The organism is Acinetobacter sp. A47 (genome assembly GCF_000805455.1).
GTDB lineage: Bacteria > Pseudomonadota > Gammaproteobacteria > Pseudomonadales > Moraxellaceae > Acinetobacter.
In genome coordinates, this window is the sequence record NZ_JSUS01000064.1 from 382,661 (window position 1) to 395,017 (window position 12,357).

A 12,357-nucleotide genomic window follows, 5' to 3' on the forward strand; every position below is an offset into this window, starting at 1 on the left:
TTATAGATCAAGCCTGGATTCATTCATAAATACCATAAATGAAAACCTCTGGATGTCAATCTCAATCTCTGACCGGTGCAGTTGCAATGACGTAATGGACAAACACTGCAGAATATGGAGGAAGCTATACTATTTTTATTTTCAGCAAAAAATCGTTAAGCTATGCACTGTTGTTTTTGACTGAAGAAATTATGAAACAAGAGACTGCACTGAAGTTACTAAAAGCTGGGGAAAATGTTTTTTTAACGGGATCAGCCGGTGCAGGAAAAACCTATACGCTTAATCAGTACATTCATTATTTAAAAGCACGTAAAGTTCCTGTGGCGATTACCGCATCGACCGGTATTGCGGCAACGCACATGAATGGAATGACGATTCATACCTGGGCGGGTATCGGGATTAAAGACAGCCTGAGTGATGATGATCTCAAGCGTATGAAAGAACGTAAATATTTAAAAGAGCATTTGGAAAATGCCCAGGTTCTGGTGATCGACGAAATTTCCATGTTGCATGCCAAGCAACTCAATCTGGTCAATCAGGTGTTAAAGTACTTTAAAGAAAGTGACGAAGCTTTTGGTGGCATTCAGGTGATTGTGGCAGGAGATTTTTTCCAGTTACCGCCTGTGGGGAAAAAGGACGAAAATAACCGGGACAAATTCTGTTTTATGTCTGAAGCATGGGTCGAAGCCAAATTTCGCGTTTGCTACTTGACCGAACAGCACCGGCAGGATGACGAAATCCTGAACCAGATTCTGAATGCGATTCGGGCACAGAATATCCAGCATCATCATATCTCGGCATTACAACAATCTCGACAACATGATATTGGGGAAACCTTTACCCGTTTATACACGCATAATATGGATGTGGATAATATCAACTATCAGCATCTCAATGAAATCGATAACGAAAGCCATCAGTTTAATGCGGTTCTGGATGGTAATGAAAAATTAATCGAAACCCTGAAATCCTCAGTCCGTGCGCCTGAAGAACTGACCCTTAAAAAACATGCCAAAGTGATGTTTGTTAAAAATAACTTTGATATGGGGTATATCAATGGCAGCTTGGGCGAAGTCATTGGCTTTGAAGAAGATGATAAGCAAGGTATTTTACCGAAAGTCAAACTGACTGATGGCACTACTTTTCTGGTTGAGCCAGAAACATGGTCAATCGAAAATGAGGCAGGCAAGGTGATTGCCAGTTATCAGCAGATTCCTTTACGTCTGGCTTGGGCCATTACCATTCATAAAAGCCAAGGCATGACGCTAGAAGCCGCAGAAATCAATTTAAGCCATACCTTTGAAAAAGGTCAGGGCTATGTGGCTTTATCCCGTTTGAAGTCACTGACCGGATTGAAACTGCTGGGCTTTAATGAGCAGGCGCTGGAGCTGGATAGTCTGGCCATTAAAGCCGATCGCCGTTTTCAGGAGCTGTCTGCCGAAGCGGAAGCCAACTTTGAAAATATTGACCTCACGACCCAGCACAATGCCTTTATTCGTCATTGCGGTGGTACGCTGAATGCGACTGAAATTGCACGCAATGAGAAGAAAATTGCCAAAGGCGGCAAGCAGAACTATGCTGCAGCGACCTTAGATGAAACCCGTGCTTTATTTGAAGGCGGTTATGAAATTGAAGATATTGCGCATGAGCGTGGTTTAACGCCTGCCACGATTATCAATCATCTGGCACGGCTTCATCGTGAGCAGGGGCTGGATATTTCCGTGGCCAGCCCGGGGGATGAAGTGATTGAAGAAGTGCGCAAGATTTATAAACGACTGCATAAGCGTAAAAATCCGGAACATTTCACTGATGATGGTGCAATCAAGTTGCGTCCTATCGTGGAAGCCACCAGCCCGCGTATGGCCTATGATCAGGTTCGTCTGGCTTTACTGTTTATTGAATAGGATACATCAAACATGCCTCATCTCGTTGCCAACTATTCAGCCAATCTGACTGAACTGGATCAGCACACATTGCTCAGCAGTGTCAATTCGGCACTGATTGCAACCCATCTGTTTAGCCCGAATGACGTAAAGTCGCGTATTTTTAAAGATGAGGCTTTTTTGATTGGAATGGGCGATACGCAAGATGCCTATATCCATTTAAAGCTGTATTTGCTCAGTGGTAGAACTGCGGCACAAAAGCAGGATTTAGGCCGTGTTTTACTGGCGATACTGGAACAAAAAGCCTATTTGCCTGTCGTACATGAATCGCCGATCCAGTTTTGTGTGGAAGTAATTGATATGCCAAGCGAGTATTATTTTAAGGCAACGGTCTGATGTGAGCTGAATCAACTGCACTTGAGTGCAGAGGTGAAGTTGATTCATTTTTGAAAAAATATTCCTGATTTTTGGACTACTCCGTACAGTGAGCTATGTTTTTATTTTTTCATATGTTTTTTGTTTAGCGTAGCAAAGCAGATAGTGGCATAACGTTAAAAATATAGACAAGTATGTATGCTGTTTATAAAATGCGCTAAAGTTTATTAAATAACCTATAAAAAAATGCTGAATCATATCTTTCACGTTTTAGAAAGCTTAGGGCTGAGTGCGCAAAAACGTGCAATTCATGCTCAATTTTCCAACTCTGCTTTAAATGATCAAGTATTCTTACAATATGTCGAAGGCACCCATCAGCTTAATCAGGGCATTGAGCTTCAGTTGCTCTGTCTTTCGACCAGTGCCGTCATTCCATTAAAAAGTTTTATTGGCAGTCAGGTCGCCATTGATATTGTGACTGATCGGGCTGAACTGAACCGTATCACCGGTATCGTGACCCAGGCTGATGTTGGAGCGAGTGATGGTTCGCTCACCCTGTATAAACTCGGTGTACAAGACCCGACAGCTTTATGGAGGCATCGACGTAATAGCCGTGTGTTTATGGCGAAATCAGTTCCAGATGTTATCCAGACCATCTTTAAGGAATGGCAGTCTAAAAGTCCGTTATTTGCTGCCAGTTTGACTCTGGATGTCAGCGGGCTTGGCAAAGACTATGATGTTCGTCCTTTTATTATGCAGAGCAATGAAAGCGATTATGACTTTCTGACCCGTTTGATGCGGAGTGAAGGGATCAACTGGCTGATTGATGAAGCCCGGTTAAAAGTCGCCAGCTCAAGTGAACAGATTCAGGCCCAGAAACTCAGACTGATTGATGATAATAGTCATTATAACGCTTTGGATCGCCGTCATATCCGTTTTCATCGCAGTAGTGCTACGGAAACACAGGACAGTATCACGGCATTGGTTGCACAGCGTACATTACAACCTGGCGCGGTCCATGTACAGCGTTGGCAGGCTGACGCTTTGGAACAGGAAGAAGGTGCGGGTAGTGTTCAGAGCAAGCATCAACATAGTGACCAGCATGATAACCAGCAACTGGCACTGGAACAGGCATGGCATTTTTCACCGGCCTGGATTCAGGACCTGAATGGTGAAGATGGCACCACCAAAGCAGGCAATGCCCAGATCGAAAAACTGAATCAGAATTTAGGACAATACTACGATGCTCAGGCCAAGCAGTTTGTTGCAAATTCGACCGTTCGGGATGCACAGGTCGGTTACTGGTTTGAATTGAAGGAACATCCTGAAATTGATCAGCATCAGGGTGCAGACAAAGAATTTTTAATTACCTCAAAGCACTTTTATAACCAGAATAATTTACCCAAGGATCTGACGGATCAGGTGCATGCCTTACTCCAGCATAGTCATTGGCAGTTAAAAGGCTTGAATGCAGCACAGGCCGACGAACGCCAGGCGAATCAGCTGACGCTACAGCGCCGTAATGTGGCATTGGTGCCAGAATACAATCCCTTGCAGCATCGACCAGCAGCCCATCCGCAACGCGCGCGCGTGGTGGGACCGAGTGGTGATGAGATCCATGTCGATGAATGGGGGCGTATTAAAATCCGCTTCCTGTTTACCCGTACAGAGGACCATAGCCACGATGGGGGTGCTGGTGCCAATGACAACGACACCGATTCAGCCTGGATCGATGTGCTGACACCGTGGGCAGGTGAAGGTTATGGTGCACGTTTCTTGCCACGTATCGGTGAGATTGTGGTGATCAACTTCTTTGACGGTAATATTGACCGCCCTTATGTGGTGGGGCGAATTCATGAAGCACAGCGTAGCCCGACCAGGTTTGATAATGCTGGCAAGCTGCCGGATACCAAGAAACTGGCCGGGATCAAATCTAAAGAAGTCCAAGGCGAAGGTTTTAACCAGTTACGTTTTGATGACACCACCGGACAAATCAGCGCGCAACTGCAAAGCAGTCATGCCGCCAGCCAACTGAATCTCGGTAAACTGAGCCATCCAAAGGACAAGGCTGAGAGTGAGGACCGTGGTGAAGGTTTTGAACTGCGTACCGATCAATGGGGGGCTGTGCGTGCAGGTCAAGGTTTGTTGCTGAGTACGCAGAAACAGGATCAGGCGCAAGGCGAGCATCTAGATGCGCAGCCAGCCAGACAACAGATCGAAGGCAACCAAAGCAATGCCAAAGCCTTAAGCGAAGTTGCCAAGAACCAACAGACTGACGAAATTGAATCGGTTGAACAATTGAAAGCATTTGCAGAACAGATTGAAGCAAAAATTGCCAGATTTAATAAAGCTTTATTGTTGCTGAGCTCACCCGCGGGAATTGGCCTGAGTACCAATGAAGATATTCATCTTTCAGCAGATGGACAGATTAATCAGCTGGCAGGCGATAGTATTAACCTGAGTACGCAAAAGAATCTGATTACGCATGCGCAAAATCGAATCAGTCTGTTTGCAGCACAGAATGGGATCAAGCAGGTCGCTGCCAAAGGTAAATTTGAAGCGCATGCCCAATCGGATGGCATGGATTTACTAGCCAAGCAAGGCATCCAGATTATCTCGACTGAAGATCGTATTGAAATTACCAGTCCAAAAGAAATTGTAATTACAGCGGGTGGATCTCAAATCAAGCTCAATGGCTCAGGGATTTTTCCGACCACAAGTGGCAAGTTTGAGGTGAAGGCGGGGCAGCATTTGTTTATGGGCGGGGCGAAAGCGAATGTACAATTACCCGCTTTGCCTAAATTCGATAATAAAAATTGGATTGCTTTGGAGTTACTGGATACCTTGGGTGAACCATATACTGATATTAATTATAAAATTCATTTTGAAAATAATCAGGTTATTGAGGGGAAGCTTGACTCGGAAGGTAAAGCTCATCATGACAATGTTCCTCAAAAGGCGATTAAAGTGGAATACGAATTTGATCCAAGTGATGATCCTTGGCCAGATTTTGATGAATTATTCCAGGCAGTAGAAAGAAATATTAAGTAGAGAAAAAATATGTCGGATTTTTTAGATGATGTTGCAAATAGTGCAAAGAAAATAAAAAACACAATCACAAATACGATTTCTACTGGTGCTTCTAATGCACAAAAAACAGTTGCGTCGGGATATGACACGGCTAAAAAAGGAATAAACCAGGCTCAAAAAGAAATTTCTGAGAATATAGATGCTGCTAAAAAGAAGGCACAAGAAATCAGCACTGATATTTCTAAAAATTTAGATGAAGGTAAAAAGAAACTAGAGGCTGCAAAAAAACAGGTGCAAGGGGCTGCTCAACAGGCTGCGGATGCGGTTACTGATCAGACTCTTAAAAATGCTTTAGCTTTTTTTTCAGCTGCACAAAAAGGTAGTGAGGCTGCTAAAAATGTTGGGATATGGCTATGGGAAGTTATAAAAGGTGACTTTCATGAAGATCCGACTACAGCACAAATTGCTACAGGTATGGTTGTTTCAATGATCCCTGTCGTGGATCAGATTTGTGATGTACGTGATTTCTTTGCATGTGCAATTCAAGTTAGAGAGAAGCCCGACGACAATATGCCTAAAATTATGATGGTAATTACCGTTGTTGGAATTGTTCCAACTGTAGGTTCTTTTGCAAAAGGTATGTTGAAAATTATACTTTCAACGCTTCGACGTAGTTTTAAAAATGTACCTGCCAATTTTCATCGTTTACCTGTATTCGAGAAAAAAATAGATGAAACGCTAGAAAAAGCTTTAAAACAAGTCAGAATATTTTTAAATAGGGCTGATGTTCAGAAATATATTCAATTTAAAAAAATTGGTGATCCTTATAAATTTGTAGCTAAAAAAATTGAAATAATAATTGCAGAAACAAGTAAAAATAGCTCATTTGTAATTAAACAATCAAAGTATTTATTGAGTAAATTTGATCAGCTGATTACTTATGTTAAGCGTCTGGGCGGAAATAATAAGCTAGTACAAGAAGCCTTGGAAGAGCAAAAAAAATTACAGGACTTTGTGAATAATAAATTACCAAAGCTGTTGCAAGATAATGAAGTCTTAGGAACAGTGATTAAAATGCTGAGAAAAATTCAACGTCGTTTAGAAATTGAAAGTGATATGGCTTTTAGGGCATCTGTAAATAAAACCAATCTGGATCGAGTCTGGTTTCCATATCTAGATGAACTGGAACAGATGAAAAAGAAAACACCAAGTTGGGCTGACAGAAATGTAGATAAATTGGCTAATCCACCACATATGTCTGCTAAACCTCCTAACAGTCAAGCTGAATTTTTAACAGAAGGGTATCCAGATATAAAAAATGATTTTAAAACATTCGCTAAAAATGCAGCTAAAGCAACTGAGTTTAAAGAGGGAGAAGTTTTATACCGAGTAATTTCTCCTGCTTCTATGGATAATTCAGTTTGCTGGATGCGTGAGTCAGAATTTAAAAAGCTCAAGAATAAGGATGACTGGCGTCGTAACTTTGCTGTATGGGGGAGCTGGAATAGTAATGGCGAATATGTAACCTATACTGTTCCTAAAGGTGGTCTAAAAGCTTGGGAAGGTAAGGTTGGTTCTCAAGTTATGGATACAGCAGGGAGAAAACCAGCAGGTCTGTCTGATGCAGAATGGGCAAAAAAACTGGAAGAAGCAAAGGAATTTTCTTTAGAAGGTGGAGCAATCCAAATTGTACTGGATCCTACAATGTTGCAGTCTTCCAATATAAGTGCGCGTAAAGCAACAGGCTGGGGCTATGGAGATAATGAATTAGGTCATACAATTGATCTAGTGGGAGTACCAGTGCTTAAAAATAATGTGAAGTCGTGAGTAAATATGATTGATTTAAAGAAACTAGAGTTATTTCCGCAAGAGATCTATGCGATTGAACAATTTATTTCATATAACTATTACTATGAAACGGTAAAGTTATGGGAGGAATTGATTCAATATGCTGAAGAACTATTAGATAAATATAGTGCTCATTTAGCACTCGATCATCGTGCTCAGCACCCATCTCATCAAGCCGATTATGTCTGGGGAACCATCGTACTACCAAATTTTAAAGGAGTCCTCCATCATTTAGTTGATGGCCTGGATGACTTAAAAGAAGGTTTTTTGCCTATATTAAGAAGAATGAGTAGCATTAATAATGCTGTAATCGCACAGGGTAGAGATTATCCCTATGATTGGATGGACAAAGTAGAAAAAGGAGCCGTAGAGCAATATGAAGCCAAAGAGAAAATTGTTCTAACTCGAGCAACGAATATCTATATTGCTAGTGATTATTATACAGCTCAATGGGATTATAAAGATCTATTAAAAGATGAGTACGTTGTGGGAATAGATTTTCCAGAGCATTTACCTAAATATCAGCTCAATACGAATATTATGGTCAAAACTGGTGAGCCAATCATGGTGACAGGGATTTATCGTTCAATTGAGTCATACTCTGCTTGTAATTTTATGATAAAAGAAGAAAAAATGTCAGCCAAGCATCCTGAAGACTGGAAATTAGCCCCAGCGGTTCAGTGTTTTAAAACGAATCCTGACCTTTTTACGACATCAGATACAATTGAAAATTCAGAAGAGGTAGAAACGACATGGATACTGGTGGAAAAAGTAGTTGAGGATGGGGGTAGCAGTTCGGTATTTAGTAAAAAGAAGATTTCTCAATAAACTTTATCACTGGTGTAAAATGATAGATTACGCTAAAAAAATTTTATTAGGCTTTTTACCTATTATTTTATGTATCAGTTGCAGCAATGGTCATCCAACTGCCCAGACAGATTCTGATACCGAAGGGTTTATAAAAAAATTAAATCCACAACATCAGTTTAAGGTGCATGGCTGTGCAATTAATTATAATGGTACAGATCTCTATATGAACTCGACTGTTGAGCCTTGGATCAAGGCATTAGGAAAAAATTATAGAAAAGTGGACAGTACGGATGGAGCTAACTTAACCAATTTATATATCTATGATGATATAGGTGTTCGCTTGGTTGAGAGAAAGAATGACAAGCAAATCGATAGTTTGCGTTTCCGTTTAGAAAGACCTGAGCATGATATAAAGAAAGAAACCGATGCAGTAATAGAAGAAGAGTTGAAGAAACCTGATACAGGGCAAGTGAGAAGTATCTTTAAAGATGCGATTGATGTAGATGGTGTACTTGTTGGCGCTTATCCAATGCATGATGAAATTAGAAGTAAATTTCATTCAAAAACACGGGTGAGCTACAATTTTACGGCGGTCTGTAATCAAAATCAAAAAGGTGAGGAATTTGGAATTGAGTTAAGTACCAGCTTTAATGATCCAGAAGTAATTGATCATATGTTTTTTTATAATTACTTAGATTCGATGACTGAGGAACAAAAAAAGGAATTAGGACGTAGAACTGATGAAAATGGCAGGGAAATTTGTGGCGAATATTTTGATGTAAAAACTATGAAAATTGTTCCAAGTTACTGTACGCCAGAACAATTGGGGGAGGAAAAGAATAAGAAATAGTTTTAAGAAAATGACGTGTTCTTGGTAAAACTTTCCTGTGATTTAAATAGATTGCTTTTTTATCTATGGGTAACCTGATATATGAACTTATTTTACTCAACGGAGATATTACCATCGCTTCCTAAAGCAGATGGGGAATGCATTAGGGTTCTTGGATATTGAAAAAAATAATCTATCCCATGAAAAAAACGCACTCATCCGTGCGTTTTATCTCGTCCATATGGTGCATCAAATAACATCAATATCAACATACTGCTGGATTAAATTATCATCAAGCATATGAACATAATCCAAAAATGCGATATTAAAACTACCGACAGTCTGCGCATGCTCAAAGGCCAGTTTTCCTGCGATAGCAAAATGAATATGTGCAGCCAGCGCTGCAATTGTAGCTGGAGCAACTGCATGATAGGCCGAGGTTAAAGCCCCTAAAGCACAGCCAGTGGCGGTAATTTTAGGCTGTAAATGACAACCACCATTGACCTGAATAACCGCATCGAGTTGCTTGGATATGATGAAATCAGACTCGCCAGAGACCGCGATACATTCACTATGCTGCAACAAACTTTTTGCCTGTGCATATACATCCTGACTATTTAAGGTACTGTCTACACCTTTAGACTGGTTTTGGTTACCAGCTAATGTACTGATTTCAGAAGCATTGCCTCGAATAATACCGGGGCGATATTGCAGAAGCTGATCAACAGTTTCGCTACGCCATTTCAAAACTGCGCCATAACCTACCGGATCAAGCACCCAAGGCACCTGACGCTGCTGGGCTGTTTGAGCCGAAATTAACATGGCCTGGGTCTGCTCAGTGGTAGGAGTGCCAATATTAATACTTAATGCTGAACTGATTTTGGTAAAATCTTCAGCTTCAAAAGGGTTGTCAATCATGGCTGGTGAAGCGCCCGCAGCCAATAAAATATTGGCTGCATAATTACTGGCAACACTATTGGTGATACATTGCACCAATGGTGTTTGTTGTTGTAGCCCATGCCAAGCCTGAATAACCTGATCGATCAGTTGTTGCTTTTGTGACATGACATCTCCTTCAGACAAGCTCGTCATTGGCGGTTAACGGGTAAAATAATGATCTTGATGTTTACATTTACGACAGATCAAAGAGACATAGTCCTGAGCATCATAATCTACGACCAGATCGTTGGAACCACAATACATACAGCGTTTAACCGAATAAAAGTTTAACCTCGGTTCGATTTTCCGCCACGATTTCCAGACCGGCTGGATAAAAATACTCTCATCATAGCCCAGAAATTTAAACAGCAAGATTTCACTCATTTTACTGAATGGTATGGTATAAGGGCGAGGCAAGGTGGTGGTTTCCCAGCGTTCGGCCAAGGCCCGTTCTCGATATTGTTCCAGCGTTTTTTTCAACAGATTGGTATTGATAAACTTGTCATTGCGGGGCTGTAAGGCCTTTTGTTTATAAAGATATTCCAGGGCCGTCTGGATCAGATAGAAAATCTGTCCGACCGCGAGGCCTTCCATCAGGCGATAACAGAAAGCCTGAAACGGCCGGTTCCCTGCAATCTGAATGCCCCAGGTCCGGCAATAGAACTGCATAAACTGGACAATCTCCTGATAGAGCACCAAATACAGTGCATCTTTAACTTCATCTGTATTTTTAAACGGGATGCCCAAACTCAGGTTCTCATAAAACCAGTGGCGTAATTGTTGTGTAACGCTAAACAGGCTCGGGTCTGAATATCCATCAAGCCGGATATTCAGATAGAAATGTTCGGTTTCAATATCACTATCTTGTGATTTTAATACCCCTAATTTCAGCAGTTCCTGAACAATCTGGTTCTGAAACAGGTAGTTGGGGGTAAAGTCATGATATTTAATGTTTTGCCAGTGAATCAGCTCATCATGCGGTACGTCTTCACGGGCGTAACGGTCGAGTAAACTCAATAAAAACAGCTTATGCAGGAAGCTCAGCTGGTTAAGGCTATAAACCACTTCATCTTTAACTTTATACTTGCGCTGTTCTTGTAAAATGGTCTGCTGGGTCTGCTTTTTACGCTGGGCGGTACATTGTGCACAATGACAGTTGAGTCTACTATCGCTCTTAAATACCCGATGCTGGCAATGGCTACATTCATGGAACTGAAACTCTTGCGAATATTGTTCAGCTTCAATCCAGAGCATGGAAGCCTGACAGAGGGGACAATGGCTACTTTCATCTAACTGTTTTTGTAGAATCTGTAAATCCATTGATGTTAAGCCTGTAACCATGAAAAAAAGGAATTATACATGTTGTATGGGGGAGTGATGCAAAGTTTATGTTCAGTTAAATCGCCATGCTTCAATGCGCTTTTATAAGCTGAATGAGATCGGTAGTAAATATAAAAGTAGCTCAACAATATTAAAAGGAGCGGGTTTTTCTGGCGGTATTTCTGTCATGAGCTGTATGGACAGTGCCAGGTCAGAATCACCAGTCATCCATTCAGTCACCGTACATTTTTTAGAAGGACTAAACGAATACTTCGGGCTTTTTTATTTCACTAAAAAGTAACGCTGATGCGATCTTCAGAACAGTCACTTCTTATGCAAATGAACGCTAGCGTACAGTGTAACTTTATGAAAATTGTGATAATTTTCGTGGCTTAAACCTATAACGTTAAATAGGTTACTTTTTTAGATGGGGTCAATATGCTAAATCGTTTACTCATGAAAGGAATCATGGGATTCACTTTTGCCTGCGCGAGCGCAGCATCATGTTCTGCTTCAATTGAAGGATACTGGAAAAGTATTGAAGAACGTACCGGTGAACAACTGTCTATTGTCGAAATCCGTAAAGGAAATGACGGGCGTTATCATGGAAAGATTGTTTACCGGTATCCAAACTCACATGGGATTGCATTGACAAATTGCACAAAATGTCCGGCACCCAATACCAACAAGCCGATTCTGGGACTGGAAATCTTGTCGGGTTTTAGAGAAGACCCGAACAAGGCAGATGCTTATATTGATGGACGTGTACTCGAGCCGACATCGGGGCGTGTCTATAAAGGAAAAGGTGTGGTCACAGGTGAGGGGAAGCGCTTGCGTATGCGAGGGTATATGGGGGTTTCTGCACTTGGCCGTACAGTCGTCTGGTTACGTACTGACAGTGCAACGCCATAATGAGCATAAAAAAACCTCGATCAGATATCGAGGTTTTTTTATGGTTAAAGTGAAGTATTAGACCGGGCATGGCAAGTTCTCGTCTTCCTGTCCGATTTTTTTCGCTGCAATTAATGCCTGAACCTTTTTACTCGGCAGTTTTTCTTTACCCAGTGCATCATAGGTATTGACAATATTGCTCACTTCCAGCGCACTTAAGTTGACGCCTTCTGCGGTCAAAAAAACGGAAATGACATGATGATCCAGACCCGCCTTGGCGAGTTCATGGATCGCCTTGATATTTTCTAAACGATAAAGATGTGATTTTAATTCCATGGTAATTGCCCTCTTTTGCTATTTATCTACATTGGCATAAAAGGTTAAGCAATAACCGTGCACAAAATGTAAAACCCGGCGAAAAAATGTAAGGGC

10 protein-coding genes are annotated in these 12,357 nt (G+C 41.3%); 7 read left to right on the forward strand and 3 right to left on the reverse strand.

The window, feature by feature from the left end:
- Nucleotides 1-191: 191 nt before the first annotated feature.
- From OC23_RS13965 to OC23_RS13990, 6 genes are all read left to right on the forward strand, one after another.
- A complete protein-coding gene (locus tag OC23_RS13965) occupies nucleotides 192-1,904 on the forward strand; it encodes an AAA family ATPase (protein ID WP_038345494.1) in 1,713 nt (570 codons plus the stop codon).
- A gap of 12 nt (nucleotides 1,905-1,916) precedes the next feature.
- Nucleotides 1,917-2,279, forward strand: coding sequence for a 5-carboxymethyl-2-hydroxymuconate Delta-isomerase (locus OC23_RS13970; protein ID WP_038345495.1), 363 nt, complete (start codon nucleotides 1,917-1,919; stop codon nucleotides 2,277-2,279).
- A 225-nt stretch (nucleotides 2,280-2,504) separates the two neighbouring features.
- Nucleotides 2,505-5,309, forward strand: coding sequence for a type VI secretion system Vgr family protein (locus tag OC23_RS13975; RefSeq protein WP_038345496.1), 2,805 nt, complete (start codon nucleotides 2,505-2,507; stop codon nucleotides 5,307-5,309).
- Between the two features lie 9 nt (nucleotides 5,310-5,318).
- A complete protein-coding gene (locus OC23_RS13980) occupies nucleotides 5,319-7,115 on the forward strand; it encodes a hypothetical protein (RefSeq protein ID WP_038345497.1) in 1,797 nt (598 codons plus the stop codon).
- Between the two features lie 6 nt (nucleotides 7,116-7,121).
- Complete coding sequence (locus OC23_RS13985) at nucleotides 7,122-7,964, forward strand: hypothetical protein (RefSeq protein WP_038345498.1); 843 nt, start codon at nucleotides 7,122-7,124, stop codon at nucleotides 7,962-7,964.
- Nucleotides 7,965-7,983: 19 nt separating this feature from the next.
- Nucleotides 7,984-8,796: a hypothetical protein gene (locus OC23_RS13990; RefSeq protein WP_038345499.1), complete on the forward strand. Its 813-nt coding sequence runs from the start codon at nucleotides 7,984-7,986 to the stop codon at nucleotides 8,794-8,796.
- Nucleotides 8,797-9,024: 228 nt separating this feature from the next.
- Here the strand turns inward: OC23_RS13990 and thiM are convergent, their stop codons facing one another.
- Nucleotides 9,025-9,840, reverse strand: coding sequence for a hydroxyethylthiazole kinase (gene thiM, locus OC23_RS13995; RefSeq protein WP_038345500.1), 816 nt, complete (start codon nucleotides 9,838-9,840; stop codon nucleotides 9,025-9,027).
- A 33-nt stretch (nucleotides 9,841-9,873) separates the two neighbouring features.
- Nucleotides 9,874-11,034, reverse strand: coding sequence for a hypothetical protein (locus OC23_RS14000; protein ID WP_038345501.1), 1,161 nt, complete (start codon nucleotides 11,032-11,034; stop codon nucleotides 9,874-9,876).
- A gap of 438 nt (nucleotides 11,035-11,472) precedes the next feature.
- Here OC23_RS14000 and OC23_RS14005 point away from each other — a divergent pair, with 438 nt between their 5' ends.
- Nucleotides 11,473-11,946, forward strand: a complete 474-nt coding sequence (locus OC23_RS14005; RefSeq protein WP_038345502.1) for a DUF2147 domain-containing protein — start codon at nucleotides 11,473-11,475, stop codon at nucleotides 11,944-11,946.
- Between the two features lie 57 nt (nucleotides 11,947-12,003).
- On the opposite strand, the gene OC23_RS14010 is transcribed toward OC23_RS14005, so the two are convergent.
- Nucleotides 12,004-12,261, reverse strand: coding sequence for a hypothetical protein (locus OC23_RS14010; protein ID WP_038345503.1), 258 nt, complete (start codon nucleotides 12,259-12,261; stop codon nucleotides 12,004-12,006).
- Between the last annotated feature and the right edge of the window lie 96 nt (nucleotides 12,262-12,357).

Bases quoted from the DNA above. Each gene is read 5' to 3' on its own strand.
- OC23_RS14010 (WP_038345503.1), bottom strand. From the start codon at position 12,261: ATGGAATTAAAATCACATCTTTATCGTTTAGAAAATATCAAGGCGATC.
- OC23_RS13965 (WP_038345494.1), top strand. From the start codon at position 192: ATGAAACAAGAGACTGCACTGAAGTTACTAAAAGCTGGGGAAAATGTT.
- OC23_RS13980 (WP_038345497.1), top strand. From the start codon at position 5,319: ATGTCGGATTTTTTAGATGATGTTGCAAATAGTGCAAAGAAAATAAAA.
- OC23_RS14000 (WP_038345501.1), bottom strand. From the start codon at position 11,034: ATGGATTTACAGATTCTACAAAAACAGTTAGATGAAAGTAGCCATTGT.
- thiM (WP_038345500.1), bottom strand. From the start codon at position 9,840: ATGTCACAAAAGCAACAACTGATCGATCAGGTTATTCAGGCTTGGCAT.
- OC23_RS13970 (WP_038345495.1), top strand. From the start codon at position 1,917: ATGCCTCATCTCGTTGCCAACTATTCAGCCAATCTGACTGAACTGGAT.
- OC23_RS14005 (WP_038345502.1), top strand. From the start codon at position 11,473: ATGCTAAATCGTTTACTCATGAAAGGAATCATGGGATTCACTTTTGCC.
- OC23_RS13985 (WP_038345498.1), top strand. From the start codon at position 7,122: ATGATTGATTTAAAGAAACTAGAGTTATTTCCGCAAGAGATCTATGCG.
- OC23_RS13975 (WP_038345496.1), top strand. From the start codon at position 2,505: ATGCTGAATCATATCTTTCACGTTTTAGAAAGCTTAGGGCTGAGTGCG.
- OC23_RS13990 (WP_038345499.1), top strand. From the start codon at position 7,984: ATGATAGATTACGCTAAAAAAATTTTATTAGGCTTTTTACCTATTATT.